At 46.2% G+C, this 26,820-nt stretch carries 29 protein-coding genes; 14 read left to right on the top strand and 15 right to left on the bottom strand.

Features of this window, described 5'->3' with window-relative positions; translation table 11 throughout:
• Positions 1 to 25: 25 nt before the first annotated feature.
• From ICN44_RS10880 to ICN44_RS10860, 5 genes are all read left to right on the top strand, one after another.
• Positions 26 to 2,650, top strand: coding sequence for an Rne/Rng family ribonuclease (locus ICN44_RS10880; RefSeq protein ID WP_216263971.1), 2,625 nt, complete (start codon positions 26 to 28; stop codon positions 2,648 to 2,650).
• Positions 2,651 to 2,744: 94 nt separating this feature from the next.
• Positions 2,745 to 3,860 carry a GTP 3',8-cyclase MoaA gene (gene moaA, locus ICN44_RS10875; protein WP_216263970.1) on the top strand — a complete coding sequence of 372 codons (1,116 nt, stop codon included), beginning with the start codon at positions 2,745 to 2,747 and terminating at the stop codon, positions 3,858 to 3,860.
• Positions 3,860 to 4,465, top strand: a complete 606-nt coding sequence (gene mobA / locus ICN44_RS10870; RefSeq protein ID WP_216263969.1) for a molybdenum cofactor guanylyltransferase MobA — start codon at positions 3,860 to 3,862, stop codon at positions 4,463 to 4,465. The genes moaA and mobA overlap by 1 nt, the downstream gene beginning before the upstream one ends.
• On the top strand, positions 4,462 to 5,778 hold the full coding sequence (glp, locus tag ICN44_RS10865) for a gephyrin-like molybdotransferase Glp (RefSeq protein ID WP_216263968.1): 1,317 nt from the start codon (positions 4,462 to 4,464) through the stop codon (positions 5,776 to 5,778). Before mobA ends, glp begins: the two co-directional genes overlap by 4 nt.
• A gap of 12 nt (positions 5,779 to 5,790) precedes the next feature.
• Positions 5,791 to 6,084 carry a hypothetical protein gene (locus tag ICN44_RS10860; protein WP_215348514.1) on the top strand — a complete coding sequence of 98 codons (294 nt, stop codon included), beginning with the start codon at positions 5,791 to 5,793 and terminating at the stop codon, positions 6,082 to 6,084.
• A 60-nt stretch (positions 6,085 to 6,144) separates the two neighbouring features.
• Here ICN44_RS10860 and ICN44_RS10855 read toward each other — a convergent pair whose 3' ends face one another.
• On the bottom strand, positions 6,145 to 7,161 hold the full coding sequence (locus ICN44_RS10855) for a D-glycerate dehydrogenase (RefSeq protein WP_216263967.1): 1,017 nt from the start codon (positions 7,159 to 7,161) through the stop codon (positions 6,145 to 6,147).
• Between the two features lie 119 nt (positions 7,162 to 7,280).
• Here ICN44_RS10855 and fdxA point away from each other — a divergent pair, with 119 nt between their 5' ends.
• The 4 genes from fdxA to ICN44_RS10835 are packed head-to-tail and all read left to right on the top strand — an operon-like array spanning position 7,281 to position 10,011.
• The gene (gene fdxA, locus ICN44_RS10850; RefSeq protein ID WP_216122099.1) at positions 7,281 to 7,604 is read left to right on the top strand and encodes a ferredoxin FdxA; all 324 of its coding nucleotides are present in this window, start codon (positions 7,281 to 7,283) and stop codon (positions 7,602 to 7,604) included.
• A 20-nt stretch (positions 7,605 to 7,624) separates the two neighbouring features.
• Positions 7,625 to 8,671 (top strand): FAD-dependent oxidoreductase, encoded by a 1,047-nt coding sequence (locus ICN44_RS10845; protein ID WP_216263966.1) that lies wholly within the window; start codon positions 7,625 to 7,627, stop codon positions 8,669 to 8,671.
• Positions 8,672 to 8,716: 45 nt separating this feature from the next.
• Positions 8,717 to 9,511 carry a thymidylate synthase gene (locus tag ICN44_RS10840; RefSeq protein WP_216263965.1) on the top strand — a complete coding sequence of 265 codons (795 nt, stop codon included), beginning with the start codon at positions 8,717 to 8,719 and terminating at the stop codon, positions 9,509 to 9,511.
• 11 nt (positions 9,512 to 9,522) lie between these two features.
• Complete coding sequence (locus ICN44_RS10835) at positions 9,523 to 10,011, top strand: dihydrofolate reductase (protein WP_216263964.1); 489 nt, start codon at positions 9,523 to 9,525, stop codon at positions 10,009 to 10,011.
• A 45-nt stretch (positions 10,012 to 10,056) separates the two neighbouring features.
• Here ICN44_RS10835 and ICN44_RS10830 read toward each other — a convergent pair whose 3' ends face one another.
• Entirely contained in the window at positions 10,057 to 10,899 is an 843-nt protein-coding gene (locus ICN44_RS10830) for a peptidylprolyl isomerase (protein ID WP_255537604.1), read from the bottom strand.
• An 84-nt stretch (positions 10,900 to 10,983) separates the two neighbouring features.
• Between ICN44_RS10830 and ICN44_RS10825 the strand changes: the two genes are divergently transcribed.
• Positions 10,984 to 11,604 (top strand): SOS response-associated peptidase, encoded by a 621-nt coding sequence (locus ICN44_RS10825; protein WP_216263963.1) that lies wholly within the window; start codon positions 10,984 to 10,986, stop codon positions 11,602 to 11,604.
• Here ICN44_RS10825 and ICN44_RS12355 read toward each other — a convergent pair.
• The 4 genes from ICN44_RS12355 to ICN44_RS10805 all read right to left on the bottom strand — a co-directional run bounded on the left by ICN44_RS12355 (position 11,601) and on the right by ICN44_RS10805 (position 15,385).
• Complete coding sequence (locus ICN44_RS12355; RefSeq protein WP_255537603.1) at positions 11,601 to 11,783, bottom strand: hypothetical protein; 183 nt, start codon at positions 11,781 to 11,783, stop codon at positions 11,601 to 11,603. The genes ICN44_RS10825 and ICN44_RS12355 overlap by 4 nt on opposite strands.
• A gap of 174 nt (positions 11,784 to 11,957) precedes the next feature.
• Complete coding sequence (gene msrQ, locus ICN44_RS10815) at positions 11,958 to 12,563, bottom strand: protein-methionine-sulfoxide reductase heme-binding subunit MsrQ (RefSeq protein WP_216263962.1); 606 nt, start codon at positions 12,561 to 12,563, stop codon at positions 11,958 to 11,960.
• 82 nt (positions 12,564 to 12,645) lie between these two features.
• Complete coding sequence (locus ICN44_RS10810; RefSeq protein WP_216263961.1) at positions 12,646 to 14,877, bottom strand: molybdopterin cofactor-binding domain-containing protein; 2,232 nt, start codon at positions 14,875 to 14,877, stop codon at positions 12,646 to 12,648.
• Positions 14,878 to 14,887: 10 nt separating this feature from the next.
• Positions 14,888 to 15,385, bottom strand: a complete 498-nt coding sequence (locus ICN44_RS10805) for a (2Fe-2S)-binding protein (protein WP_216263960.1) — start codon at positions 15,383 to 15,385, stop codon at positions 14,888 to 14,890.
• A gap of 142 nt (positions 15,386 to 15,527) precedes the next feature.
• On the opposite strand from ICN44_RS10805, the gene ICN44_RS10800 reads away from it, so the two are divergent.
• Positions 15,528 to 15,743, top strand: a complete 216-nt coding sequence (locus ICN44_RS10800; protein ID WP_068322043.1) for a hypothetical protein — start codon at positions 15,528 to 15,530, stop codon at positions 15,741 to 15,743.
• Here ICN44_RS10800 and ICN44_RS10795 read toward each other — a convergent pair whose 3' ends face one another.
• Positions 15,744 to 16,034 carry a 4a-hydroxytetrahydrobiopterin dehydratase gene (locus tag ICN44_RS10795; RefSeq protein WP_216233746.1) on the bottom strand — a complete coding sequence of 97 codons (291 nt, stop codon included), beginning with the start codon at positions 16,032 to 16,034 and terminating at the stop codon, positions 15,744 to 15,746.
• A gap of 10 nt (positions 16,035 to 16,044) precedes the next feature.
• Positions 16,045 to 16,770, bottom strand: a complete 726-nt coding sequence (locus ICN44_RS10790) for a pseudouridine synthase (RefSeq protein WP_216263959.1) — start codon at positions 16,768 to 16,770, stop codon at positions 16,045 to 16,047.
• Between the two features lie 102 nt (positions 16,771 to 16,872).
• Between ICN44_RS10790 and ICN44_RS10785 the strand changes: the two genes are divergently transcribed.
• Positions 16,873 to 17,406, top strand: a complete 534-nt coding sequence (locus tag ICN44_RS10785; protein ID WP_216263958.1) for a DUF2889 domain-containing protein — start codon at positions 16,873 to 16,875, stop codon at positions 17,404 to 17,406.
• Positions 17,407 to 17,409: 3 nt separating this feature from the next.
• On the opposite strand, the gene ICN44_RS10780 is transcribed toward ICN44_RS10785, so the two are convergent.
• Positions 17,410 to 18,180, bottom strand: coding sequence for an SDR family NAD(P)-dependent oxidoreductase (locus tag ICN44_RS10780; protein WP_216263957.1), 771 nt, complete (start codon positions 18,178 to 18,180; stop codon positions 17,410 to 17,412).
• A gap of 56 nt (positions 18,181 to 18,236) precedes the next feature.
• Between ICN44_RS10780 and ICN44_RS10775 the strand changes: the two genes are divergently transcribed.
• On the top strand, positions 18,237 to 19,034 hold the full coding sequence (locus tag ICN44_RS10775) for a hypothetical protein (protein ID WP_255537602.1): 798 nt from the start codon (positions 18,237 to 18,239) through the stop codon (positions 19,032 to 19,034).
• A gap of 28 nt (positions 19,035 to 19,062) precedes the next feature.
• On the opposite strand, the gene ICN44_RS10770 is transcribed toward ICN44_RS10775, so the two are convergent.
• The 5 genes from ICN44_RS10770 to ICN44_RS10750 all read right to left on the bottom strand — a co-directional run bounded on the left by ICN44_RS10770 (position 19,063) and on the right by ICN44_RS10750 (position 24,328).
• On the bottom strand, positions 19,063 to 19,986 hold the full coding sequence (locus ICN44_RS10770) for an MBL fold metallo-hydrolase (RefSeq protein WP_216263956.1): 924 nt from the start codon (positions 19,984 to 19,986) through the stop codon (positions 19,063 to 19,065).
• 18 nt (positions 19,987 to 20,004) lie between these two features.
• The gene (locus ICN44_RS10765; RefSeq protein ID WP_216263955.1) at positions 20,005 to 20,565 is read right to left on the bottom strand and encodes a lipocalin family protein; all 561 of its coding nucleotides are present in this window, start codon (positions 20,563 to 20,565) and stop codon (positions 20,005 to 20,007) included.
• Positions 20,566 to 20,567: 2 nt separating this feature from the next.
• Positions 20,568 to 21,530 carry a protein-methionine-sulfoxide reductase catalytic subunit MsrP gene (gene msrP, locus ICN44_RS10760; protein WP_216263954.1) on the bottom strand — a complete coding sequence of 321 codons (963 nt, stop codon included), beginning with the start codon at positions 21,528 to 21,530 and terminating at the stop codon, positions 20,568 to 20,570.
• 61 nt (positions 21,531 to 21,591) lie between these two features.
• On the bottom strand, positions 21,592 to 21,993 hold the full coding sequence (locus ICN44_RS10755) for a BLUF domain-containing protein (protein WP_216263953.1): 402 nt from the start codon (positions 21,991 to 21,993) through the stop codon (positions 21,592 to 21,594).
• Between the two features lie 100 nt (positions 21,994 to 22,093).
• Positions 22,094 to 24,328, bottom strand: coding sequence for an NADP-dependent isocitrate dehydrogenase (locus ICN44_RS10750; protein ID WP_216263952.1), 2,235 nt, complete (start codon positions 24,326 to 24,328; stop codon positions 22,094 to 22,096).
• A gap of 225 nt (positions 24,329 to 24,553) precedes the next feature.
• Between ICN44_RS10750 and ICN44_RS10745 the strand changes: the two genes are divergently transcribed.
• Positions 24,554 to 25,750, top strand: coding sequence for an MFS transporter (locus tag ICN44_RS10745; RefSeq protein WP_216263951.1), 1,197 nt, complete (start codon positions 24,554 to 24,556; stop codon positions 25,748 to 25,750).
• Here ICN44_RS10745 and ICN44_RS10740 read toward each other — a convergent pair.
• On the bottom strand, positions 25,747 to 26,763 hold the full coding sequence (locus ICN44_RS10740; RefSeq protein WP_216263950.1) for a DUF6352 family protein: 1,017 nt from the start codon (positions 26,761 to 26,763) through the stop codon (positions 25,747 to 25,749). The two genes, ICN44_RS10745 and ICN44_RS10740, sit on opposite strands and share 4 nt — an antisense overlap.
• Between the last annotated feature and the right edge of the window lie 57 nt (positions 26,764 to 26,820).

Genomic DNA, 26,820 nt, shown 5'->3' with positions numbered 1-26,820 from the left:
ACGCCCTCCCCCATAGGAGAGTGTTATGAAACGCATGTTGTTTAATGCAACTCAACAAGAAGAGTTGCGAGTTGCCATCGTTGATGGTCAAAAACTCATTGATATCGATATCGAAGCTGCCGGCCGTGAACAACGCAAAGGCAATATCTACAAAGGTGTCATTACCCGTATTGAACCTTCCCTTGAGGCCTGCTTTGTCAATTACGGCGAAGAGCGTCATGGCTTCTTGCCGTTTAAGGAAGTAGCTCGCAGTTACTTTAAAGAAGGTACCGACGTCCGTAATGCTTCTATTAAGGATGCCTTACGCGAAGGTCAAGAAATCATTGTTCAAGTAGAAAAAGAAGAGCGCGGCCAAAAGGGTGCAGCCCTCACATCCTTTATCTCCTTGGCAGGACGTTATTTGGTCTTGATGCCGAATAACCCACGTGGAGGTGGCGTTTCCCGCCGTATTGAAGGTGAAGACCGTCAAGAACTCCGCGAAGCGATGGCTCAATTAGAAGTGGCAGATGGCATGAGCATCATTGCTCGTACCGCTGGTATTGGTCGTGATGCTACTGAATTGCAGTGGGACTTAAGTTACCTCATGCAATTGTGGAAAGCGATTGATGAAGCTGCTAAAGGCAACTCTGCTCCATTACTGATCTACCTCGAATCTAGCTTAGTGATTCGCGCGATTCGCGATTACTTCCAGCCTGATATTGGTGAGATCCTCATCGATACCGATGACATCTACGAACAAGCTGCAGCATTTATGTCTGTAGTGATGCCTGACAATTTGCCACGAGTAAAGCGCTATCAAGACGATGTACCTTTGTTCTCTCGTTTCCAAATTGAGCATCAAATTGAAACTGCTTACTCACGCACCGTGCCATTGCCATCTGGCGGCGCAATCGTGATCGACCACACTGAAGCCTTGGTTTCAGTAGACGTCAACTCAGCACGTGCAACCCGTGGCTCTGATATCGAAGAGACTGCTACTCGCACCAACTTAGAAGCCGCTGATGAAATCGCCCGTCAAGCACGTTTACGTGACTTGGGTGGCTTGATCGTGATCGACTTCATTGATATGGAATCGAGCAAGGCCCAGAAAGATGTTGAGAACCGCTTACGCGATGCTCTGCGTCATGACCGTGCTCGTGTTCAGATGGGCAAAATCTCCAAGTTTGGCTTGATGGAAATGTCTCGTCAGCGCTTGCGCCCTGCGCTATCTGAAGGTAGCCATGTCACCTGCCCACGTTGTAACGGCACTGGCCACATTCGCGATACTGAATCTTCTGCATTGCAAGTTCTGCGCATCATCCAAGAAGAAGCGATGAAGGAAAACACAGCAGCGATTCATACACAGGTACCAGTCGAAGTGGCTGCCTTCCTCCTGAATGAAAAACGTGCTGAAGTCATCAAGATCGAGACTCGCTTCAAAGTGAACGTCTTGATGGTTCCTAACAAGCATTTAGAAACTCCACATTACAAACTAGAGCGCTTGCGTCATGACGACCCACGTCTTGATGACCAAAAGGCTAGCTATGTGATGGCGGAAGAAGCTGCTCGCGAACTCGAGACAGACACAACAGTTAGCAAAAAAGATGCGGATGTAAAAGTACGTCCAGAAGCAGCGGTTAAAGGCATCACTCCGACACAACCTGCACCAGTCAGTCAGCCACGTCCTGCACGTACTGAAAAAGTGGTGACTGAAAGTTCTGGCGGTCTCTTTGGATTTATCAAAAAGCTTTTCTCCTCATCCCCAGCAGTTGAAGAGAAGCCTGCACCAAGCAACCCACGTGGCCGCAATCAAGGCCGCAATGGTAACGACCGCAATCGTGGTCGCAACCGTCGTGGCGAGCGTACTGAGCGCCCAGCAGCGGCTGCAGCTGAAGGTGCTCCAGCAGAAGGCGCTAACAACAATCGCAACCGCAACAACCGTAACGGCAATCGTAACCAGGGCAATCAAAATGGTCCGAAGCCAGAACGTCAAGATGCGAACCGCAATCAAGCCAATCCAGCAGCAGTAACGCCTGCAACTGAAGCCGCTCCTGGTAGCGAAACTACTCCAGGCGCTGAGGGTGAAGAGCGTCGTGGTCGCGGTCGCAACCGTCGTGGTCGTGGTCGTGGTCAACGTGGCGAGCGTACTGAAGGTGGCAATGATGTTGCTAATACACCAGCAACTGCTGTGTCAGCAAGCCCATTTGCAGGCCCTCCAGTAGGTATGGCTGGTGCATCTGCAAGCATGCCTATTCAGAACATTGCGAACAGCTTTGGTAACGCAAAACCTGTAGCAGAGAAACAAGAAAGACAAGAGCGCGCACCACGTGCTCCACGTCAATCAAATCGTCCTGCACAAAACTCTGCTCCCGCATCCACTCCAGCACCAGTTGCTGTTGCGGCTGCCACGTTAGAAGTAATTGCCAAACCTGCGCCAGAGCTTCCTAAGGTCGCCTTCAAGGCGCTTGAAGAAACTCCATTGCTCAGCGTTGTGCAATCAGCCGGCATGATTTGGGTCGCTACTGACTCTTCAAAGCATGCTGAAGCACAGAACCAGATTCAGGCAGAGCCTGTTGCTCATAACTTAGGCAGAGCACCTAAACCGGCCGTTAGTCTTCATGATGGTCCAATGGTTTTAGTAGAAACCGGCGGCCAAGAAAAAACGGTTTAATACTTATTGAAGCTTTTTCTCCAGACCGCCATTTATCTCAAAAGGATATTTGGCGGTTTGGCAGAAACCCCGTTTCACAGCCATAATTACGTACATGGTTGAAAAAGTAATTCCCATCCGAATAGACGAAGGCAAAGGCCTAACGCCACCCATTGGTGCCGAACTCGTCACCCCTCACGGCCATACGAAAGACACTCGGGGACGTACCCTAAGAGATCTCCGCATCTCAGTGACTGATCGCTGCAACTTCCGCTGCACCTATTGCATGCCTAAGGAAGTGTTTGACCAAAACTATCCTTACTTAGCTCACAAAGAATTATTAAGCTTTGAAGAAATCACTCGTCTTACCTCCATCTTCGCCACATTAGGCGTTGAAAAAATTAGACTGACTGGTGGCGAGCCTTTGCTACGCAAGAACTTAGAAGTGCTGATTGAGATGTTGGCAAAAGTGCGCACACCAGAAGATAAAGTGCTGGACCTTACTCTGACTACTAACGGTAGCATCTTGCGCAAGAAAGCTCTTGCTCTAAAAGCAGCCGGCCTGCAAAGATTGACAGTGAGCCTTGATGGTTTGGATGATGCGATCTTCAAGAAAATGAATGATGTTGATTTCCCAGTTGCCGATGTACTTGACGGAATTGCCGCAGCACAAGAAGCAGGCTTCCAGAACATCAAAGTAAATATGGTCGTGAAAAAAGGTACCAATGATCATGAGATTGTTGCGATGGCTAAGCACTTTAAAGGCAGTGGTGTCATTCTGCGTTTTATTGAATTTATGGATGTGGGTAGCTCTAATGGCTGGAATATGGAGCAAGTACTTCCATCCAAAGAGGTCATTGCCAGAATTCATGAAGTGTTTCCTTTGGAGCCTGTTGAAGCTAACTACACTGGCGAGGTTGCACAGCGCTGGCGCTATGTCGATGGCTCAGGGGAGATTGGTGTGATTTCCAGTGTTACCCAAACCTTCTGTCACGAATGCTCTAGAGCGCGTATCTCGACTGATGGGCAAATGTATCTTTGCCTTTTTGCCAATGAAGGTTTTGATTTCAAAACCTTACTGCGCTCTGGCAAGAGTGATTTAGAAATCGCTAATGCGGTAATGAATACTTGGTCAACTCGCGACGATCACTATTCAGAAATTCGGGGTTCGCATACCGCGAATCTGTTATCCGGAAACCGCAAGGTTGAAATGTCTTATATTGGTGGTTAATGATTTCTACTAAAGATATTACTGGGCTGATACTTGCCGGTGGACGAGCACAACGCATGGGCGGCATTGATAAAGGCTTAATTCCTTTTCACGGTAAACCACTCATCGAGTCAACTATCGCAAAACTCAAGCCCCAGGTACAAACCATTCTGATTAATGCCAACCGCAACATCACAAAGTATGCGAGCTATGGGTATCCAGTGATCATGGATGAAACGCCAGATTTTTCAGGGCCATTAGCAGGCTTCTCTGTAGGCTTGAAGTCCTGCAAGACGGCTTATCTCCTAACTTCACCTTGCGACTCCCCCCTGTTACCCAATAATCTCGCAGAGTTATTAATTGCTGAGATGGAGCGAGGTGATTTTCAATTGGTGTACGCCTCCACTAAAGAAGCGGATGGCAAAGTATGGGCGCAGCCTGTTTTTTGTCTTATGCGTAGTAACTTGCAAGATTCATTGGATCAATTCCTCCAAAAGGGGGATCTCAAAATTGATCGTTGGTTTAAAGGGTTGAGAAGTAGCACTGTGGTTTTTGAAGATCCGCAGGTATTCGCCAATATAAATACCCCTGAAGAGCTAAAGTCACTAGAAGAAGTATCGGCATGAGTCATTCCCCAAACCAAGCAATTCTCTTGACCTCGTCACTACATGTTGATGATGCACGCAAGGCAATTGCTGCGTTGGTAGAAGATCTCATTGAAGAATCTAAGACGATTAAAGATCCTGCAGATGTTGAAACTGTTGCATTGGATCAAGCGATTAATCGGATATTGGCAGTCGATTTACTTTCGCCTATCGATGTTCCAGCTGCAGACAATTCAGCTATGGATGGTTTTGCATTTGATGGACAATGTCTTGACACCAACAGTACGGCCATCACTTTAAGAGTGATTGGTACAGCGCTTGCTGGCAAACCCTTTGAAGGCAGGATTGGTCCTGGGGAATGCCTAAAAATCATGACGGGTGCCGTGATGCCTGCTGGCTGCGATACCGTCATTCCACAAGAATTCACAAGTGCCAAAGATGAGAATGTAATTGAATTCAAGCAAGATCAATTAAAGCCTGGCGAGAACAGACGCCTACGTGGCGAGGATCTTCAAAAGGGTAAACCTGCAATTGCTGCGGGTCGCTTACTGCGTCCTTCTGATCTAGGTCTAGCCGCATCACTTGGCATTGCCTCCTTACCTGTAAAGCGCAAACTCAAAGTAGCCATTCTGTCTTCCGGTGATGAATTGCGCGCGCTAGGCCAAGCATTGGATGCAGGCAGCATATATGACAGCAACCGCTACAGCCTTACTGGTTTACTCAATCGCCTGAATTTAGAAATCATTGACTGCGGCATTGTGCGCGATGATCCCACCTCTTTGAAGCAAGCCTTTATCGAGGCAGCTAGCAAAGCAGATGTATTGATCTCTTCTGGGGGCGTTTCGGTTGGAGAAGCAGATTTCACAAAACAGATCATGCAAGAGTTGGGTGATGTCGGTTTCTGGAAAATTGCCATGCGTCCAGGACGCCCTATGGCGTTTGGAGTTCTCAAACCAGTCGCCGGAAAATCCCCTTCTCGCAAAACGCTCTTCTTTGGTTTGCCCGGAAATCCAGTGGCGGTCATGGTGACCTTCTATCAATTTGTTCGAGCAGCACTTTTACAACTCAATGGTGCCAATCAGACTGAACCGCCTCTGACCCAGGCCATTGCCGAAGCTCCCATTCGAAAAAAACCAGGTCGAACAGAATTTCAGCGCGCCATTCTGGGGCGTGGAGCCGATGGCAAACCAACGGTACGTCTGACTGGCAGCCAGGGTGCTGGGATTTTGCGCTCGATGAGTGAAGCTAATTGCTTTGTGATCCTAGCTCACGAGCAGGGAAATGTTGCCGCTGGAGACTGGGTAGATATAGCACTTTTTGATGGACTGCTTTAAGATTGCGTCATCATGAAACTTAGCAAAAAAGAACTCGTCTTTCTAGACCCAATGCATACCGCCAAAACCTTAGTTTTGGTTTACCTCTGCTTCTCCGTACCGATTGTCTTGTTAGCTCTATTTGTAGCTTTCATTCGTGACGGTGCTATCCCAGGATTTACTGTGTTGTCCGCACTCATTCTCAATGCCCTGCTCGGGTTTGGATTGTTATGGATTGCCTGCAAAGTCTATAACTGGGTTGCTGGAAAATTCGGCGGCATTGAATTAGCGATGCGCGAACTCCCAGAAGAAATTGACGCTGAGTAAAAATTCGATATTCGGGGTTATCTCCAAGCAATAAAGCAAATTAATGCTCGGCTTTATTTTTTATTCAGCTTTGTAGACTTCTGCATTAATAAGACTGGGTGGTTTTTTTCCTGCAAGCGCTGCACGTAAATTAGCTATTGCTAAATCCACCATCGCTCTACGTGTTTTTTCTGTAGCACTAGCAATGTGTGGAGCAAGTACTACGTTACTCAATTTCAATAGCTCGGGATGCACTTTGGGCTCGCCTTCGAATACATCTAAGCCGGCTGCAAAGATTCTTTTTTCCTTGAGAGCTTGAGCTAGAGCCGCATCATCCACAATGCCACCACGGGCAATGTTTATCAGGGTTGCCGTTGGTTTCATGAGAGCAATTTCTTTGGCGCCAATCGTATGATGACTCTCGGCGCTATAAGGCAACACCAGAACTACGTGATCAGCGGTGCGAAGCAATTCTTCTTTAGAAACATATGTAGCGCAACAGGCTTTTTCATCAGCCTCTGATAAATGGCTGCGGTTGTGATAAATCACATTTATACCAAAACCCAATGCGCGCTTTGCAATGCCTTGACCAATTCGACCCATACCAATAATGCCTACTGTACTATGATGCAAATCCATGCCAAGAGGATTATTCACAATCGACCACTTGTCCCACTGTCCTGCCCGCACCCAGTGCTCAGATTCAGTTATACGTCTTGCGGTTGCCATCAATAAAGCAAAGCCAAAGTCAGCTGTTGTGTCAGTTAAAACATCTGGCGTATTGGTTGCCATCACTCCAACAGCAGTCATTACTGGCACATCAAAATTGTTATATCCCACAGAAATATTGGCCACCACCTTCAAATCATTAGCTTGAGCCAGAGCATTAGCATCAATTCTTTCGCTGCCAGTAACCAAAGCCCCTACAACCCCAGAGAGTTCTTTTTGCAACTCTTCAGGGCTAAAAATGCGATCCTCCTGATTGGATCTCACCTCAAAAGATTCCTCTAATTTGGCCAATGCCTCTGGAAAAATGGCTCTTGCCACCAAAATCTTGGGTTTTTGCTGATTAACTGGGCTATTGGGCTGTGTATTCATATTGGGAACTTTACCTCAAGTAAATAGACCCTTTCGCCTGAAAAATAGGCTATTTCAGCTAAAATTGAGCTTTTATAACCTAGCACCCGGCTTTTTGGGGCTCTTGAAACTAAACCGCCATGACTTACGTTGTTACCGAAGCCTGTATCCGTTGCAAATACACCGACTGCGTTGATGTTTGCCCAGTTGACTGCTTTCGCGAAGGTCCTAATTTTTTAGTGATTGATCCAGATGAATGCATCGATTGCGCAGTTTGCGTTCCAGAGTGTCCTGTTAACGCTATTTACGCTGAAGATGATGTCCCTGGTGACCAACAGGCATTCATCAAACTCAATGCTGAACTCTCTCCTTCTTGGACTTCGATTACCAAGTCCAAAGCAGCTCTTCCGGATGCCGAAGAATGGAAAGACGTTAAAAACAAACTTGATCAGCTAGTAAAGTAATTTTCTAGCCAAAGAAATTGGTGTCGAATAAACCTATAGAAACCGATGCCGTCATCATTGGTGCCGGTCCTGTGGGTCTCTTTCAGGTTTTTGAATTAGGCCTCTTAGAAATTAAAGCGCACGTGATTGATTCGTTACCAGAGGTAGGCGGTCAATGCATTGAGTTATACCCAGATAAACCCATCTACGATATTCCTGCAATACCTGTCTGTACTGGTCGCGAACTCACTAACAATTTACTAAAGCAAATTGCACCCTTTGGCGCTCAATTTCATTTGGGTCAAGAGGTTGCTAAGCTTGAACCCCAAGCCGATGGCCGCTTTCTCATTAGCACCTCGCAAGACAATCATTTTCTGAGTAGAACTGTATTCATTGCTGGCGGTGTTGGGGCTTTTCAGCCACGTACCATCAACCTTGAGGGGATTGATATCTTTGTAGACAAACAGCTCTTCTATCACGTTAAAAATCCCGAGCAATTTGCGAGGAAAAGAATTGTGATTTGCGGAGGTGGAGATGCAGCTTTAGACTGGGCAATTCATTTTTCTGAAATTGCAGCCAGCGTTACCTTAATTCATCGTCGTGATGACTTCAAGGCTGCGCCAAAATCAATTGCCAGAATGCGCGAACTTTGTAATAGCAACCAGATGCAACTGCTGATCGGACAAGTGACTGCTTATGAATCGAAAGATGACTTACTTTCTGAGATCACCTTCACAAATATTGATGGCGAATCCAAACAAATTCCTTTAGACGATCTTCTAGTGTTCTATGGACTCTCTCCTAAGTTAGGCCCAATCGCCGAATGGGGTCTGAATATCGATCGCAAACAAATCTGCGTCGATACCGAGAAATTTCAAACCAGTATTCCTGGGATTTACGCTGTTGGCGATATCAATGTCTACCCCGGTAAGAAAAAATTGATTCTGTCTGGATTCCATGAGGCAGCTCTTGCCGCCTTTGCTGCCGCAGCATACCTAAACCCCGAAAAACAGATTCAACTCCAGTACACAACCACCTCCCCCAAGCTTCACAAGGCCTTGGGGGTGAAGTCGCCCACATTCGAGTAAGCTATCCTTAATTCGTTAATACATAACCACTTTTAGCCAATCTATATGCATCAATATCACGATCTAATGAAAGAAGTCCTCGCCAAGGGGGTTCAAAAGTCCGACAGGACCGGCACTGGCACAGTCTCCGTATTTGGACACCAGATGCGCTTTAACTTGGCGGATGGCTTTCCTATGGTGACCACCAAGAAGCTTCACTTGAAGTCAATCATCTATGAATTACTCTGGTTCCTCAAGGGCAGCACAAACAATAACTGGCTGAAAGAGCGCGGCGTATCGATTTGGAATGAATGGGCAGCGCCCGATGGTGATTTAGGCCCCATCTATGGCTATCAGTGGCGTTCATGGCCTGCGCCGAATGGTCAGCATATCGATCAAATCTCAGAAGTAGTGGAGACCATTAAAAAGAATCCGGACTCACGTCGCATTATTGTTTCTGCATGGAACGTAGCCGATATTCCTCGCATGGCTTTAGCGCCTTGTCACGCCTTCTTTCAGTTTTATGTGGCCGATGGCAAGTTGTCATGCCAACTTTATCAACGTAGTGCGGATATCTTCTTGGGCGTGCCCTTTAATATTGCCAGCTATGCATTGCTAACGCACATGATGGCGCAACAATGCAATCTGGAAGTAGGCGATTTTGTTTGGACCGGTGGTGACTGTCATTTATATAGCAACCATCTAGAGCAAGTGGAACTTCAGTTATCGAGGGACTTCTTCCCTTTGCCTAAGCTTAATATTTTGCGCAAGCCTGATTCAATCTTTGATTATGAGTTTGAAGACTTCGAAATCGTCGGCTATGAATCTCATCCCCACATTAAAGCTCCTGTAGCCATTTAAGAATCGTACTTATGACTCAACCCGCTATTTCTATGATTGTTGCGCGCTCACGCAATCACGTCATTGGCCGCGACAATCAAATGCCTTGGAAGATCTCGGCTGATTTGCAGTTCTTTAAGCGCGTCACCATGGGGCACCCTGTGATCATGGGTCGTAAGACTTGGGAATCGATTGGGCGCCCACTTCCTGGACGTCGCAATATCATCGTAAGCCGCAATGCAGCCTATGAAGCTAATGGTGGCGAATTAGTCAGATCACTCGATGAAGCCTTGAATAGGCTAAGTGAGTTCCCACGTGTTTTTGTCATTGGCGGTGAGCAACTCTTCACGCAGGCCTTTCCGAAAGCAGATCGACTCTATATTACCGAGATCGATATGGATGTTGAGGGTGGCGATACCTTTTTTGAAATTCCCAATGAGGCGGACTGGAAAGAACTAGAGCGCACCCCAGGATCTGAGGGTGATATTACCTTTAGCTTCATTACGCTAGAGCGCAAATAAAAAGGGCTCCTAGGAGCCCTTTTTCACAGTAAAGCATTGCTGCTTTTACTGGACCACAATCTTTGCATCTTTTGCAATCTGGCCTAAGAATTCGTACTGCTTTCTTTGTGTCATGCCAGCACGAATAGCCGCCTTAGCTTGCTCGAATGCTGGTGGTTTGCTGGATTTCTTATCTTCTAACTTGATCAAATACCAACCTTGTTGCATCTGAATTGGCGCTGGTGAAACCTGGCCTTTAGAAAGAGTTATTAATACAGAAGCTAATTGTGGCGCTACTTGACCAGGCTGAATCCAGCCTACAGCCCCACCCTGCACCTTGTTCGGCGCTAAAGAAACGCTCTTAGCAACCTTATCAAATGGCTCGCCTTTTTTGATGCGCGCCAATGCTGCTTGCGCATCAGCTTCGCTAGCTAATGCAATATCACTAACTTTATATTCTGTAATCATGCCCTGAGGACCCAAAGATGCAATCTCTTTGTTGTATTCAGCTTGAACATTCGCATCAGTAATTGGATTTTTAGCCATATACGTTGACAGCTCTAGATCTGCCAAATAATTTTGACGAATCATCATTAGCTGTGTATTGGCTTTTTCTGAGTTTGCTAAACCATCTTTTTCTGCTTGCTGTGAAAGCAGTAGTACTTCAATATATTTTTCGATCACCACTTTGCGTAACTCTGGAGAATCTTTTTGCCCTTGTGAAAGCGCTACTTTAATTCCCTGCTCGACCATATCATTGGTAATGATGGTTCCATTCACAGAAGCTGCAGCATTAATAGGTAAACCGCTCTGTTGAGCATAAGCACCGCCAACAAGTGCACCGGTCAACAAGCCTGCGGCGATAAAACGAACAACCATTGGATTTAATACTGAGATAAAAGGTTTCATAGGGAAGATATCTTTCTAAAATTTAGCCTCAATACTACCAGTAGGCATCGGGTCAAGAGCAATAAGGCGCAGTAAAATAGCTTTATGTGTGTTCAATATCTCACTACTGTAAATGTTGATTGGGTAAAAACCCACTTTGACCTCGAATTACCGATATCAACGGCCCATGATGTATTCCCAACCTATCCGGGATCCATCATCCTCAAAAGCCATCATACTGATCGTACCGCAATCGGTTTGGCACGCTTTGGCTTATTACCATCCTGGGCTAAAGAAGAAACCTTCGGCAGAAAAACTTATAACGCGAGAGTTGAAACGGTAGCTGAAAAACCCTCTTACAAGTTTGCCTGGACAAAGCGACATTACGCCTTAGCCTTGGCGGATGCTTTTTATGAGCCTTGTTATGAGTCTGGAAAAGCAGTCCGAACTACTATTAAACAAGTCAATCAGGAACCGATGGCTATTGCTTCTATCTGGGATACCTGGACTGAACCAGAAACCGGTGAACTGATCGTTTCATTTTCCATGCTCACTATCGATGCCAGTAAGCACCCAGTGATGCAACGAATGCACAAAGCCGAAGATGAGAAACGTACCGTGGTTCCTTTACGACCTGAACTTTTTAAAGCATGGCTCAATGCCACACCAGATGAAGCGCAAGCGCTATTGCAAATAGGCTCTATTCCTGAGCTAACGCTAGCCTAGAAAGTGATCACGGGTTTTGTGGCTTGATAAGGATCGGCTGATTGCGTTTCGATTGCCTCAGCCTCCTCTTCACCCTGTGGTTGATTATAGAATTTCGCATCCAAAGCGCGCTCTTTTGCAATACGAGCATCTTCTGCTCTTGGATCAACTGGACCAAATGGTCCTTCTACTGGCGACATGGGCTGCTGGTTAAATTCCTGAATCTGCCCGGGAGTATATGGGGAATAAGTGGTCGACCCAGGAGGCAAGGGAGGAGTTTGGGAACAAGCGAAAACACTCATCAACAACAGGAGTGGGCTCAGCTTCGAAAAGAATGTATTCATGAGACTCATTGTATGGCAGCAGCCATTACTTCATCTAAGCGAATTACTTCGGCAACTCTGGAGGATCTTTCTGACCGCTGGGATGCGACACATCAGCAATAGAAAAATAACTGCCGCATAAATCGAGACTGTTCCCAAATCATTTTTACCCGCCTTGTGCCACCAATAGTGAACTATTGCAGTGCATGCGATCAAGTACACAAGCTTGTGCAATAAAGTCCAACGTCTACCAAGCTGACGAACTGCCCAATGATTTGATGTCACCGCCAATGGGACAAGCAATACCAAAGTCAGAAAGCCCATCGTAATGAAGGGGCGCTTTACAACATCACTCCACATGGACTGAATATTTAAATTCTGATCCAACCAGAACCAAATCGAAAAGTGCATGCAGGCATAGAAGAAGCAAAAGAGTCCTAACATGCGACGCAACCGAATCCAAGCAGACAAGCCCGTAATTAAGCGTAAGGGGGTCATCGCCAACGTAATACATAAAAAGACTAACGCCCAAGTACCAGTAGAGCGGGTAATGAATTCGATTGGATTGGCACCCAAACCTTCGTGATCGCCAAGCCAAACTAAGCGAGCTAAGGGCAGCAAAGAAAGCAAGAAGACCGATGTCTTAATCAAATTCATAAGCCATATTAAACGACCCCATTGATTCAGAATCAATGGGGTCGTTTAATTAATTGCAATACGATTAAAACTTAAGCTAAAACTAAGCCAAACTCAGACCTTCCTTGCTCAGCGGGAAGTTTCGAACCGGTCTACCAATCGCAGCAGAAATGGCATTCGCAACGGCGGGGCCAACTACGCAGATCGTTGGCTCACCCACTCCACCCCAAAAATCAAAACTCGGCACTAAAACTGTTTCAATTCTTGGTGTGGCCGATAACTTCAATATTGGGTAGGTATCCAGATTCTGCTGTTTGATGCGGCCTTTTTCTACCGAGATCTCTGGTAAGAAGATTGCGCCCAATGCCATCGCCACAGAACCTTCAATTTGCTCTCGAGTTAAGTAGGGGTTAACGACATGCCCAGAATTTAAGGCAAATACCAAGCGCGTAACCTTCACTACATTATTCTGTACAGTCACTTCAGCAACGCAAGCAGAGTAGCTGGCATAGCCCATAAACTGAGCAACGCCACGATAGGTTCCTGCTGGTAAAGGCTTATCCCAATCCGCCTTCTTCGCAGCAGCATTGAGCACTCCCAAATGCTTTGGATGACTTTGCATAAGCGCCTGCCTAAATTTCACAGGATCCTTACCTGCCGCCTTAGCGCACTCATCCATAAAACATTCCATGAAGATGCCGTTTTGGTTGGTGTTTACGCCACGCCATGGGCCAACTGGCACATGGGTATTCTTCATTACATACTCTGTTAAGAGTGTCGGGAAAGTATAGCCAAGCTGCGCATCAGGACCCTTCTCATAGAAGCCCTGGAGCTGACGCTCATCTTTTCCATTTTTGATGGCCTGTGGCGCCAATGTGGCATTAATCGATTGACCGGCAACTTTAATATGCATGCCTGTCAAATTGCCAAAACTATCTAGCCCAGCAGTCATTTTTGCCATCGCTATCGGATGGTAGTAATCATGAGTCATATCCTCTTCTCGACTCCAAATTACTTTGACCGGCACCCCTGGAAACTTTTGCGCCACTTTGGCGGCAAAGGTTGTGAAGTCTTGAGTAGATCCACGACGACCCAAGCCACAACCAGAATCTAATTTATATACTTCGCAATTCGCGAGTGGTAATCCAGTAGCTTCAGATAAAGCTGCATGCGAACCTTCGCCATTTTGAGTTGGTACCCATGCTTCTGCACGGTCACCCGTGATTTTGACGGTGGCATTCATAGGCTCCATCGTGACGTGTGCACGATAAGGCGTGTAATAGATGGCTTCAACTTTCTTAGCAGCGCTATTGATGGCGGCAGGTGCATCACCTTCCTTGCGCTGCCAAAAGTCACCCTCTTCATCCAAACCATCGCGCAACATCTTATTAATGCCATCTTGTGAGACGTTGGCAGCCTTACCCTCGTCCCAAACAATGGGCATTGCATTGAGTGCTGTATTCGCATGCCACCAGGTATCAGCTACCACCGCTACAGTACTGTCATCAATCTTGACTACACCCTTCACACCGCGCATTTCTTTAATTTTGGCTTCGTCATAACTCACTAATTTGCCGCCAAAGACAGGGCAAGCTTTTACAGAAGCGCAGAGCATGCCTGGAAGCTGTAAATCAACACCATATACTTTTGATCCATTAACCTTATTGGCAGTATCTAAACGCGCATAAGGTTGCCCAGCAACCTTCCAATCCCTAGGGTCCCTCAAGGTGATCGACTTGGGATCAGGCGGAGTTAAGGTAGATGCCAGCTCAGCTACTTTGCCGTAGGTCGTTTTTCGACCTGTTGCTTTATGTGTGATCACACCCTTATCTACAGTCAACTCTGCAACGGGCACATTCCATTGATTGGCAGCTGCCTGCATCAACATGATGCGAGCTGCTGCTGCGCCACGGCGCACATAATCTTCAGAGATTCGAATGCCACGGCTACCACCAGTACCGTGCTCACCCCACACGCGCTTGCGCGCCAAACTTTGTCCTGGCGTAGCTGACTGAGTTTTAACCTTTTTCCAATTGCACTCGAGCTCCTCAGTAACCAATTGAGCCAGCCCCGTACGAGTGCCCTGCCCCATCTCTGATCGAGCAATTCTGATGTAGACAGTATCGTCTGGCTTAATGCTGACCCAAGCATTGACTTCAGCATCACCTGCTTGAGTTGGCGTATTCGGGTCATATTTCGCGCTAGCCTGAGCGAATGCGGCATCGGGTAAAGCGCCTATCCCCAGCATAAGCCCACCACCCAGCATAGTGCCCTTGATGATGAAATCACGACGAGAAGAATTTTCTAAATCAGGAGTTTGTTTTTGTGTTGTCATGTTCTTCTCCTTAACCACGTGTCGCAAGAGTGGCGTTGTACTGCGCTAAAACATCCGCCAACTTCTTTTGACCGGAGGCAACATAAATTCCATCCCGAATTTTTTGGTACGTTCCACAACGACATAAATTACCCATTGCATTATCGATGTCTGTATCCGTAGGCTTTGGATTCCTCTTTAAAAGAGCGGCTGCTGCCATGATTTGGCCTGATTGGCAATAACCGCACTGAGGCACATCGAGTGCAACCCATGCTTGCTGTACTGGATGCGTATTGTTTTTAGAGAGTGCTTCAATGGTGGTAATTTTGGCTTTACCAACGGCAGATACTGGAATTGAACAAGAACGTACTGGCTCACCATTGAGGTAGACGGTACAGGCTCCGCATTGCGCAACTCCACAGCCATACTTCGTACCAGTGAGTCCTACCACTTCCCGAATAGCCCACAATAAGGGCATATTTGGCTCTACATCAATACTCTGCACCTGACCATTAATGTCTAATTGCATGTTATCTCCTATGGTTTTGTTTTCAAAAGACTATAAATCATTCTGAACTTTTTGCGCTCGCACATAAATGTCTCGGTCTAGGGCAAAACCCTATCGAATTAGGCTGTAATTTGCTATCCTGAAAGCTCAATTAAGGATAAATATGACTGAAGAGAACCAAACCCAGAATGACGAAGATTTTGACTATGGGTGCGAGTGTGCAATGACCTTGCTCAACGAGCCAACCGAAGACCGTCTGAACGACTTAATTGATGAACTAGATGAAGATGGCATGATCTCCACCGAAGTAGTCTATGGCTTGCTAGCTACCATCCTCATGAGCATGAATGAGGAAGAGCACGAAGGCGACGAACACTAATTAGTGTTGATTTACTTGGGAAGCAAAGGCATCCATTGCCTTTGCCAACTGAATATCTAGTTTAGTTAAAGCGCCGACTGAGTGCGTACTCAATTCCACAGTCACTTTATTCCAAGTATTTGACCAATCTGGATGATGGTCAATTTCTTCCGCATACTGCGCACAGAGCGTCATAAATTCAAAAGCTTTTTTGAAGTCTACAAAAGTAAACCCCCTCGATATCTTTTTGCCACAGGCCTGCAAAGACCACAACGGAATTTCTTTTTTCAAATCGATGCCATCAACCAACACAGAATCTCCTTTAAACAACAACACTTTGCGAGAGCTGCTTTAAGTCTTCTGGATAGAGCCAGCGCCATTCACCTTCTGCCAAATCTGTAGGCATTCGGTATGCCCCAATTTCAGTACGGTGCAATTTGGCGACATGATTTCCAACAGCTGCCATCATACGCTTTACCTGATGGTAGCGCCCCTCAACAATCGTCATCGCTAACGCATGATCAGAAATTTGCTCACATGCTGTAGCAAAGCACGGTTTTGGATCATCATCAAGCACAACGCCACTTATCAAATGATCGATTTGTTTTTGCGTAATCGGCTCTGGTGTTGTGATTTCATAGACCTTACCAATATTTTTCTTTGGGGTCGTCATCTTATGAATAAACTGACCATCATCCGAGATCAAGAGCAATCCGGTGGTGTCATAATCCAGGCGCCCAACGCATTGGAGTCCCCGCTCAACAAAAGGACTAGGTAGCAAGCTATAAACACTGGGATGGTGTGTCGTTTTATGCGAGCACTCGTAATTCGCTGGCTTATTAAAAGCAAGATAAGCTTTCTCGTGATACTCCCAGTCTTTACCCTCTACGTTCAGCATCAGATTGTCGGTGGCAATTCTTTCTTCCGGGTCATCAGCCAACGCGCCGTTCACTTTAACTAGGTCGGCATACACCAAATCACTGCAATAGCGACGGGTACCAAAGCCTTGGCTAAAAAGAATTTTTTCTAGGGAAATAGGTTTTGCCATATGCTGCAGAGCATACTACAGAGCAGGCCCCCATTGAGTTGAGTATTCATATGCTGCAATTCATTATCATTAGATAACCCTCAATTAAATAGTCCCATCACCATGCTATCCACCCCAAAACCACGCTCCCTATTACATACCCGAGAAATTACTTTTCAGGGTTATGCAAGGGAAGATGGTTTATGGGATATCGAGGGTCATCTCAAAGATTTCAAGACAAACCCTTTTCAAACAAGTGCAAAAACCTGGCAGCCGGGCGAAGCCTTTCATGATATGTGGGTACGAGTCACGCTTGATAAAGAGTTTGTCATCAAAGGGATTGAAGCAGTCATGGATGGGCAACCCCATGCAGAATGCACAGCAGCTATTCCGCCGATGGATTCCCTCATTGGAGAGCGGCTAGGTAAGGGCTGGCGAAAAACGATTGATAACCACCTTGGTGGAATTAAAGGCTGCACGCATTTGCGCGAACTTCTCTTCAACCTTGCTACTGCAGCTTATCAATCCATTCCAGGAGCATTCTTTGATCCGAATGGCGATAAGCCGCCACTGTACTTGGGCACCTGTAAATCCTGGGACTTTGATGGTCCTGTAGTGATGCGCGTGTATCCCAAATTTTATCGCTGGAAACCTTAAATCTTACAAAGCGCCTCGATGCAAAGTTGTGCCCGCAAATGATTGCTGAACCGGCATCACTTCTAGGGCATTGATATTCATGTGTGCAGGTAAGGTAGCAGTCCAATAAATTGCTTCCGCAATATCATCCGCACTTAAAGCGTGTACGCCCTCGTAGACCTTTTCTGCTTTCTCATCATCACCCTTAAAGCGAACATTTGAATATTCAGTGCCCGAACTTAAGCCTGGCTCAACACAAGTAACGCGCAAGGGAGTTCCTAACAAGTCAGCACGCAAATTTAAACTAAATTGCTTAACAAATGCTTTGGTAGATCCGTACACATTACTGCCGGGATAGGGATACAAGCCCGCTACCGACCCTACATTGATGACGTGACCACATTTACGCTCCACCATTCCAGGTAAAAAGGCTCTTGTCATGTGCACTAAGCCTTTGATATTGGTGTCAATCATCTGATCCCAATCGGAAACCTTTGCCTGGTAAGCTGGCTCTAGACCCAAAGCAAGGCCTGCGTTATTAACCAAAACAGTCACCTCAGAAAACTCTACTGGCAAAGTACTTGCCAAAGTATCTACATGAGCACTATCACAAACATCCAGAACCAAGGTTAAGAGGTTTTTCTGTTGATCAGCAGGCAAGGAGCTCTTGAGGGCCTCTAAACGATCTGTTCTTCTGCCAACTGCGACTACCTTGTGGCCATGGGCTAAAAAACGTCGGGCAGTTGCCTCCCCAAATCCAGCAGTGGCACCAGTAACTAATACGGTATGTTCCATACTTCCTCTTCAAATCTTTAGTAAATTGTGTTTTGTAATTTAATATTAATGCCTATATGGTATTCCTGCGTGCGCTCACCTTCTTCTTGCTATGCATTCCTACCGCTATAGTGTGCGCCACGGAGCAATCCTCTTCCACGCCTATTTTAGGGCTCATTAATTCATCCCAAGAAAGATCTCAAGATCACATACTGGAGTTCTGGGGCTACCATGCCGCCCAGGGCTCTGAAAATTATGCTGACACGCTTAAATTACGTTATTACAACCCCTTAAATCTTGGTAGCTGGCATGGCACTATGAGGTTGGATACAGCATATACCGCCGTCTATGGACCAACGCTTGCCGCACAATCCACCGGCACCTATTCACCCAATAATGCAATGCTCACAATTTGGGGTGGTCAAGCTGATTGGTTTGCAAATGTGGGGGCCAGGATATTAGCCCCGCTCGGCAACACAGGTCAATGGCTAGCAGGGCCTCAGGTAAGCACCTCCTTTAAACCCGCAGGTGGTGGTCAAAATATTCTTTCGGATATTTCGCCCCTAGCCAGATACATGATGGGTTTTAATCGAAAGGCTCTTACCAGCGCTAGTTTGCCGCCAGTTGATAATCATCTTGAGCTTTATCCAACGGTAGGTCTAAACCTCGGCCCTAGCACCCAGCTTCGCTTCTGGGATGAAAATGGTGCTGTATATAACTCAGCAGGTGGCGGCTGGTTTGTACCAATCGACGCAATGGTGACTCAACGTATTAATAAAAATCTTCTAATCGCCGTTGGTGGTGCTAAACAAGTTGTGCAAACGTATCAACTCTACAACTGGACCGTGTACGGAAAAATTTCACTGAGCTTTTAAAGCGGGTGATAAAAAAGATTAGTTAAGATCAACCAAGGTCCACTAAGGTCTCATTCTCTATTTTTGCGGCGCCAGATTTGACCAAAGCCTTAGGTAGCCACTGCGTAAATTCATCTATGCTCATATTGAGCAGTTTTGCTGCGCTCATTAACGCTGGTGTATTTGAAATCCATTCATTCACTTGCGTAAGATCACGACTGCGCCACTCTAAGAGACGATATTTCAGCAACACTTTAGCGCCGTGGCGGGCATTACGATCTGGATCAGAGGCCAAGTAGTCTAATCTTGATCTTGCGGTGGCAAGAGATTTAGAGACATCCACAAAAGGTGTACCATGCCCAGGAATCACCAAATTGACTGGCAAGGTCTCTATTAGATCCAAGGTTTGCGCTACCTCCTCAAAACCTGTTTCTCCCCAGAGCTCAGGGAAAATCACCCCAAAGCCCTCTTCCCATAAGGCATCTGCTGAAATCAAGATGTGATGATCCGCCTGATACAGCATGACAGAGTGTGGATCGTGCCCTGGTGCCGCCAATATCTTCCAAAGATATCTTCCTAACAATATTTCCTCGCCCGGAACTAATACATCCTGATACTGAAACTGTGGGCACTCTTGACCCAAGTTGTCGTAGCTTAATAGAGTGCTATCCCAGTTTTTAACTGCTATCGCTTCAGCAGTCGGAATGTATACCTCACAATGAAAAGCGTCTACCAAGGCAGCATTGCCGCCACAGTGATCTGAATGCAGATGGGTATTGACCATCTTATTTAATTTCAGTAGGCGATGCTTTTGCAAAGCATTCTGAACTAAACCAATAGTCAAATTTTGATGAGCACAATATCCCGAGTCCACTAAGGAGACGTCATGTTCACCAAAGTGAAAAATATTATTTGCTGAGAGCCAGCCTCTTTCAAAGACTTCAATTCCAGGAGGCAGCAAATGCGTAGTCATAACTGAGTTGCTTTGTACTTACTTTACAGTTACTTGAGTAGTTAGCTCTAACTTATGCACATCAAACTGCTGTGCCTGAATGCGCATCAAGGTGTCTTCATAGACTTTTTTGTCTAACTGTGGCGTTCTAGACAGAATCCAAAGATATTCACGGCGAGGATCACTCACGACAGCCACTTGATACTGAGCATCTAGATCAATCACCCAATAATCGCCCCATACCAAAGGGATAAAGGCCAGCCACGCGGGTGCGAATCGCACTTCAAGCTTGGGAGAGTCTTTTGATCCAATCTGCCTTGCAGTACCCTCGGCCTCTGATACATCGCCCTCAGCCGTCTTGCAGCTATTAAGCACTTTTAGCGTGCCATCAGCCCTAGCCGAATAGACTGCCTTGGTATTGCTAGCGCACTTCTTCTGAAACCAATTAGGATATTTAGCAATCTCATACCAAGCACCCAAATAACGCGGTACATCTAGAGAGGGAATCGTCTTTACCGGTGCATCACTTCCCTGCCCGTAAGCAGAAAAGTGAAACAACAAAATGCAGGTACTAAAAAGTAATGAGTAAATTTTGCTCATTACTAATAGTACTTCTTCAGATCCATGCCCGTATACATACTAGCCACTTGCTCACCATAGCCATTAAACATTTGAGTTTTAACTTTTGGCGCAAACATGCCTTTGGGGTCGCCAATGCGACGCTCAACCGCTTGACTCCAACGCGGGTGATCTACCTGAGGATTGACATTGGAATAGAAGCCATACTCACGTGCATCGAACTGATTCCAGCTGGTCTTAGGCATCTCTTCTGTAAGACGAATTTTGACAATCGACTTGGCGCTCTTGAAGCCGTATTTCCAGGGCACCACTATGCGAACTGGTGCACCATTTTGTTTTGGCAAGACTTCACCATACAAGCCAAAAGTCAGCAGCGTCAATGGATTCATGGCCTCATCCATACGCAAGCCTTCACGATAGGGCCAATCAATAATATTGCTCTTAACTCCCGGCATTTGCTTGCGATCAGCTAAGGAAATAAATTCCACATACTTTGCAGATCCCAGTGGCTCCACTTTATTAATGAGCTTAGAGAGCGAGTAACCATCCCAAGGAATGACCATAGACCAACCCTCAACACAGCGCATCCGATAAATTCGCTCTTCCATTGGAGCCAGTTTCAGAAGCGCATCAATATCAAGTGTCATTGGCTTTTTGACCAAGCCCTCAATTGAGATGGTCCATGGTCTTGTCTGCAAGGTGTCGGCATACGCTGCTGGATCAGCCTTATCAGTACCAAACTCATAAAAGTTGTTATAGCTGGTGACGTACTTCAGAGCAGTCAAATCATCCTTATTCGCATAGGCGGGATTCAGTGTAGCGGCCAACTTTTCTGGGCTAGCAGCAAGCGCCTCCCTAGAGAACCAAGGCGCCAGCGCCATTCCAAAGCCCCCTGCAGCCGCAGTCTTAATAATATTTCGGCGGTTTTCAAATACGTCTTTTGGGGTGATATCACCTGCAAGAATGGTCTTATCAGTAAAACGCATGTTGCGCTCCCATAAATGTAATAAACCTATTTTGCTACCGATGGGAATTTCTTGCTTAAAACTAACTTGCCCGCATTTGGTTCATCAAAGCGAGGCTATTTCTATCCATACCGCCAACCATTTGAGCCAAGTCGGGGTAGTCTCTAACTAAAGACTCGCCGCCATCAAAGCGAAGTAGCCAATCTGGATAGCTTCTTTCGGAAATTTCTTTAATCTCCAATAATTCAATACGATGATGCCGTTTATCATCCTGGATTCTCTTCCATACCTTCATAATGTTTGTGTGCTCACCTTCAATCACCTGAGCAAACTGCTGGTTATCGTATAAGAGAATTCCGGTAACACCATTTTTTTGATTAAACGCGCGCGCCGACTCGAGCAAGCGCATTAAGTCAAGAAAAGACATATCCGAGATAGCTTCGCTCAGATAACTCAATTCAACCAGGTCTTTTGGTTTAGGCATCACTTAGAAATGGAATTGATAAATAAAAAAGGCAAACCCGAAGGTTTGCCTTTAAATACTAAAGCTATTTTAAAATTTAAATACTTATCGCTTATACCTATTATGCATTTGCTGCCTTTAAAGCTGCATTCAAAGTAGCGCTAGGACGCATTACCGCTTCAAACTTCTCAGAATCAGGCATAAAGTAACCACCAATATCTGCTGGTTTACCTTGAACCGTTTTGAGTTCGGCTGCAATCTTTTGCTCATTCTCAATCAAAGATTTTGCCAAGGGAGCAAAGTGCGCTTGCAGTTCCTTATCTTCCGTTTGAGCAGCCAATGCTTCAGCCCAGTACATTGCTAAGTAGAACTGGCTACCGCGGTTATCCAACTCACCAGTACGTGGTGAAGGTGACTTATTGTTATCCAATAACTTACCAGTCGCCTCATCCAAAGTGCGGGCTAAGATCTTTACCTTGTTATTACCTGTCTTATCACCGATATCCTCAAGAGATACAGCCAAAGCCATGAACTCACCAAGTGAATCCCAACGCAAGTGGTTTTCTTCTACCAATTGTTGAACGTGCTTAGGAGCTGATCCACCAGCGCCAGTTTCAAACAAGCCGCCGCCAGCCATTAAAGGCACGATGGACAACATCTTTGCACTAGTACCTAGTTCCATAATTGGGAATAAGTCAGTGAGATAGTCACGCAAAATGTTGCCAGTCACAGAAATCGTGTCCTTGCCACGAATCACGCGCTCTAAGGTGTAACGCATTGCACGAGTCTGAGACATGATTTGAATATCCACACCCTTCAGATCGTAGTCTTTAAGGTAGGTATTGACCTTCTTGATCAATTCAGCTTCGTGTGGGCGGTACTCATCAAGCCAGAATACTGCAGGAGTATTAGAAAGACGCGCGCGATTTACAGCCAACTTGACCCAGTCACGAATTGGCGCATCTTTAACCTGGCACATACGCCAGATATCACCCTCTTCCACATTTTGCTCAAGCAATACGGTGCCATCATCGGCAACGATACGCGCCACACCAGCCTCAGGAATTTCAAAAGTCTTATCGTGCGAGCCGTACTCTTCAGCCTGTTGGGCCATCAATCCGACGTTAGGAACCGTACCCATCGTTGTTGGATCAAAGTTGCCATGTGTCTTACAGAAATTAATCATTTCTTGATAGATGCGGGCAAAGGTACTTTCTGGAATCACTGCCTTCGTATCATGTAAACGACCATCAGCACCCCACATTTTTCCACCAGCGCGAATCATTGCAGGCATAGAAGCATCTACGATCACATCGCTTGGGGAATGAAGGTTGGTAATGCCTTTTGCAGAATCCACCATCGCCAATGCTGGACGATGTTCGTGGCAGGCATGCAAATCTTGAATGATTTCTTCGCGCTTAGATTCTGGCAAAGTTTTAATCTTTTCGTAGAGGCTGCTCATGCCGTTATTAGCATTCACGCCCAACTCTTCAAACAGCTTGGCATGCTTTGCAAAAGCATCTTTGTAGAAAATCTTTACGGCGTGACCAAATACGATTGGGTGAGAAACCTTCATCATGGTTGCCTTGACGTGCAAGGACAGCATCATGCCGGTCTTATAAGCATCTTCGATTTCTTTCTCATAGAAGTCACATAACGCTTTTTTGCTCATGTACATGCTGTCGATGATTTCGCCAGCTAATAAAGAGACTTTTGGTTTAAGGACGATAGTCTTACCGCTCTTTGTGACCAAGTCCATCTTCACATCACAAGCCTTAGTCAAGGTCATGGACTTCTCGCCAGCATAGAAATCGCCGCCATGCATATGAGAAACGTGAGTGCGTGACGCCTGACTCCACTCTCCCATCGAATGTGGATTTTTACGAGCGTAACGTTTGACAGCAGGAGGAGCGCGGCGGTCAGAGTTACCTTCGCGTAATACAGGATTTACTGAGCTTCCCAAGCATTTGGAATAGCGAGTACGAATGGATTTTTCTTCATCCGTTTTTGGATCTTCAGGAAAATCAGGAATCTTGTAGCCTTTGGATTGCAGCTCTTTAATGGCCGCGAGTAACTGAGGAATAGAGGCGCTAATATTTGGCAGCTTAATAATGTTGGTATCAGGCAATAAAGTCATTTTGCCTAGCTCAGCCAAATTGTTAGGAACTTGCTGTTCAGGGGTCAAGCACTCAGGAAACTCAGCCAAGATGCGGGCGGCAACTGAAATATCACTCGTCACGATCTCCACGCCAGCAGGAGCTGCAAAAGTACGAATAATTGGCAGAAATGCGCGAGTAGCCAAAAGTGGCGCCTCATCTGTCAGCGTATAAATAATCTTTGATTTCTCTGAAGCCATGAATGTTTCCTCAATATTGAAAAAATTACAGAGTCAGGTTTTTACCCTGTCGCCCTCAAATCCACATTTTGCAAGTCGCTTTTAGCGCATCTTTTGCCAATGAGGCGAGTTTTCCATTTTAAATCATCGGGCTTGGCAAAAATGCTGGTTTTGCACCTTAAAGCACCTAATTAAGGGAATCCACCGAGACAACTTCGACTTCAAATTCACCGTACACTGCAAGCCATGACCAGCAAACATCCTTTACTCAACAAAAATCTTGTGCTGCTGATCATTTGTCAGGGGCTATTCCTCACCAATAACGTCACTTTTATCGCCATCAATGGGCTTGTGGGGCTCAGCCTTGCGCCAGCCAGCTGGATGGCCACCCTACCCGTCATGGGCTATGTTGTCGGGGGCGCCTTTTCTACCTCCATTGTGGCCAAATCTCAAAACTACTTCGGGCGCAGAGTTTCTTTCCAGCTGGGCTTGCTAGTAGCAATGCTCTCAGCACTTCTATGCGCTTACGCCGCCACTACTAGAAACTTTTGGTTGTTGGTGCTGGGGACCTTTATTGCAGGCTATTACAGCGCCAATGGGCAGCTCTATCGCTTTGCCGCAGCAGAGCTGACAGACCAGAGCCAACGCGATAAAGCGATTTCTTGGGTGTTAGCTGGTGGCATTCTAGGTGCAGTTATTGGACCCAATCTAGCCTCCTGGACTCGAGATCTGTTTGATACTGCCTTTCTAGGGGCCTATCTCACTCTATCCATTGCCGGGTTCATCGGCATCTTCGTGATGCAATTCATTCAGTTTCCGCAAGAGCTAAAGACTCAGCATGCCCTTACTGATGGACGCCCACTGAAAGTCATTCTCCAACAGCCAGTCTTTATGGTTGCCATCATTGGAGCAGCATTGGGATATGGGGTCATGAATCTACTCATGGCCGCCACACCTTTGGCAATGCAAATCTGTGGGCTACCATTTTCGGACACCGCTTTAGTTCTGGAGTGGCATGTGATTGGCATGTTTGCTCCCGGATTTTTTACAGGATCACTCATCCAACGATTTGGGGTATTAAAAGTGATGGGGACTGGGGTGTTTCTGAACTTCATCTGCATTGCAATCGCTCTTACCGGAACTAATCTCCATCAATTCTTTATCGCGTTATTTTTGCTCGGCGTTGGCTGGAACTTTTTATTTACTGGCGCCACCTCTTTAGCGATGACTGCCTATCAACCCAATGAGCGAGACAAGGCACAGGCTGCCATTAATTTCTTTGTCTTCGGAACGATGGCCTTCACTTCCTTTGGATCGGGCGCCCTAGTCACATCGCATGGTTGGAGCATCCTCAATTGGGGATCACTCATCCCTGTTGTAGTAAGCGGTCTTGCGATTTTCTGGCTGGCTCAGCAACGGAGAAAATCGCAAGTGACGGCCTAAGAGGCTTTAGCTAGCGGCAAGTTAAACAAAAGGTTTTGTGGCTTTAACTTCAGCTGCTGCTGGTCGTTCATGGCAATAGCCATATATACCGGCTTGCCAGCCTGCGCTTGAGCTACAGCAGCCTCATCAATAAAGTCTAGGCGGAATAAACAAATTACCTTCTGCAACTCATCTGCCTCAACCAACTCTTTGTTGTAAAGCTTATTGAGTATTTCGGTAGCGGCTGCATCTAGGCCAACATGCCATGACCACTTAGGATCCGTAATTTGCTGCATGGGGGTAATGCGCGCACTAACTCCTAGAAAATGTTTTATCCATTTCTCTAAGACGCGACAAAAATGATTAATAGGCTCATGCCCAAAATTGAGCTGAACTGCTAAATCAAAATCTTCGTTTCGAGTCCAATAGGTATCAGCATTGTCTTCGTGCAGCACATCTAGATCAGCTGAACGCATCGTCATTGACTTGCCTTTAAGCAAATCCATGATGTTGCCCGTATCACTAGCTTGAGCATTGCGCGCAACTACCTCATCGTCCGCACCCATCACGATACCATCCTCGATAACAGTAATCTTCTGAGTTCTAAAAAAGAGCTCGCCTATGCGGGCTTCTAGTGGATGAGCATTGTTACCCAGGATATGTCTAATAAAAATTTGGGCGAGTTGAGCAATAAATAAAGGGGGTACGTCCACTCCCTCACCTTTAAATAAACTCATATAAAAGTTCTCTAGGGAGCTTGCCGCCAATAAACGCTTTCGGTAGCGCAGCCAAACGCGATAGTTCTCCTGAATATCCTCATCAGCCATCGTCGAGATTTCATCATCAACAACATCTGTACGAGGGTTGTCAGTTAAACGTTGATGGAGCGAACGTTCGATAGCGCAGGATTCAGGAACCAGCTTGAGCTCCGGCCTCTGCATATAAGTACGCAAAAAGTCGTCTGTCACCAACAACTGATCATCGGAACCGATTGATAGGGTGCTATATGCAGAATTTGGCCAATAATTAGTCATACGTTTTAGCTAAAGCATCATTACCGAAGAGATTTACAGAGCTCAGAATATACTAGC

The organism is Polynucleobacter sp. JS-Fieb-80-E5, from assembly GCF_018882015.1.
Classification (GTDB): Bacteria; Pseudomonadota; Gammaproteobacteria; order Burkholderiales; family Burkholderiaceae; genus Polynucleobacter.
Note: the sequence above shows the minus strand (reverse complement) of the source record. Positions and strands in the feature narration are given on the sequence as shown.

What these genes read in the sequence shown, in the direction of transcription:
- ICN44_RS10880 (WP_216263971.1), top strand. Translation starts at nt 26, where the DNA reads ATGAAACGCATGTTGTTTAATGCAACTCAACAAGAAGAGTTGCGAGTT.
- moaA (WP_216263970.1), top strand. Translation starts at nt 2,745, where the DNA reads ATGGTTGAAAAAGTAATTCCCATCCGAATAGACGAAGGCAAAGGCCTA.
- mobA (WP_216263969.1), top strand. Translation starts at nt 3,860, where the DNA reads ATGATTTCTACTAAAGATATTACTGGGCTGATACTTGCCGGTGGACGA.
- glp (WP_216263968.1), top strand. Translation starts at nt 4,462, where the DNA reads ATGAGTCATTCCCCAAACCAAGCAATTCTCTTGACCTCGTCACTACAT.
- ICN44_RS10860 (WP_215348514.1), top strand. Translation starts at nt 5,791, where the DNA reads ATGAAACTTAGCAAAAAAGAACTCGTCTTTCTAGACCCAATGCATACC.
- ICN44_RS10855 (WP_216263967.1), bottom strand. Translation starts at nt 7,161, where the DNA reads ATGAATACACAGCCCAATAGCCCAGTTAATCAGCAAAAACCCAAGATT.
- fdxA (WP_216122099.1), top strand. Translation starts at nt 7,281, where the DNA reads ATGACTTACGTTGTTACCGAAGCCTGTATCCGTTGCAAATACACCGAC.
- ICN44_RS10840 (WP_216263965.1), top strand. Translation starts at nt 8,717, where the DNA reads ATGCATCAATATCACGATCTAATGAAAGAAGTCCTCGCCAAGGGGGTT.
- ICN44_RS10835 (WP_216263964.1), top strand. Translation starts at nt 9,523, where the DNA reads ATGACTCAACCCGCTATTTCTATGATTGTTGCGCGCTCACGCAATCAC.
- ICN44_RS10830 (WP_255537604.1), bottom strand. Translation starts at nt 10,899, where the DNA reads ATGAAACCTTTTATCTCAGTATTAAATCCAATGGTTGTTCGTTTTATC.
- ICN44_RS10825 (WP_216263963.1), top strand. Translation starts at nt 10,984, where the DNA reads ATGTGTGTTCAATATCTCACTACTGTAAATGTTGATTGGGTAAAAACC.
- ICN44_RS12355 (WP_255537603.1), bottom strand. Translation starts at nt 11,783, where the DNA reads ATGTCGCCAGTAGAAGGACCATTTGGTCCAGTTGATCCAAGAGCAGAA.
- msrQ (WP_216263962.1), bottom strand. Translation starts at nt 12,563, where the DNA reads ATGAATTTGATTAAGACATCGGTCTTCTTGCTTTCTTTGCTGCCCTTA.
- ICN44_RS10810 (WP_216263961.1), bottom strand. Translation starts at nt 14,877, where the DNA reads ATGACAACACAAAAACAAACTCCTGATTTAGAAAATTCTTCTCGTCGT.
- ICN44_RS10805 (WP_216263960.1), bottom strand. Translation starts at nt 15,385, where the DNA reads ATGCAATTAGACATTAATGGTCAGGTGCAGAGTATTGATGTAGAGCCA.
- ICN44_RS10800 (WP_068322043.1), top strand. Translation starts at nt 15,528, where the DNA reads ATGACTGAAGAGAACCAAACCCAGAATGACGAAGATTTTGACTATGGG.
- ICN44_RS10790 (WP_216263959.1), bottom strand. Translation starts at nt 16,770, where the DNA reads ATGGCAAAACCTATTTCCCTAGAAAAAATTCTTTTTAGCCAAGGCTTT.
- ICN44_RS10785 (WP_216263958.1), top strand. Translation starts at nt 16,873, where the DNA reads ATGCTATCCACCCCAAAACCACGCTCCCTATTACATACCCGAGAAATT.
- ICN44_RS10780 (WP_216263957.1), bottom strand. Translation starts at nt 18,180, where the DNA reads ATGGAACATACCGTATTAGTTACTGGTGCCACTGCTGGATTTGGGGAG.
- ICN44_RS10775 (WP_255537602.1), top strand. Translation starts at nt 18,237, where the DNA reads ATGGTATTCCTGCGTGCGCTCACCTTCTTCTTGCTATGCATTCCTACC.
- ICN44_RS10770 (WP_216263956.1), bottom strand. Translation starts at nt 19,986, where the DNA reads ATGACTACGCATTTGCTGCCTCCTGGAATTGAAGTCTTTGAAAGAGGC.
- ICN44_RS10765 (WP_216263955.1), bottom strand. Translation starts at nt 20,565, where the DNA reads ATGAGCAAAATTTACTCATTACTTTTTAGTACCTGCATTTTGTTGTTT.
- msrP (WP_216263954.1), bottom strand. Translation starts at nt 21,530, where the DNA reads ATGCGTTTTACTGATAAGACCATTCTTGCAGGTGATATCACCCCAAAA.
- ICN44_RS10755 (WP_216263953.1), bottom strand. Translation starts at nt 21,993, where the DNA reads ATGCCTAAACCAAAAGACCTGGTTGAATTGAGTTATCTGAGCGAAGCT.
- ICN44_RS10750 (WP_216263952.1), bottom strand. Translation starts at nt 24,328, where the DNA reads ATGGCTTCAGAGAAATCAAAGATTATTTATACGCTGACAGATGAGGCG.
- ICN44_RS10745 (WP_216263951.1), top strand. Translation starts at nt 24,554, where the DNA reads ATGACCAGCAAACATCCTTTACTCAACAAAAATCTTGTGCTGCTGATC.
- ICN44_RS10740 (WP_216263950.1), bottom strand. Translation starts at nt 26,763, where the DNA reads ATGACTAATTATTGGCCAAATTCTGCATATAGCACCCTATCAATCGGT.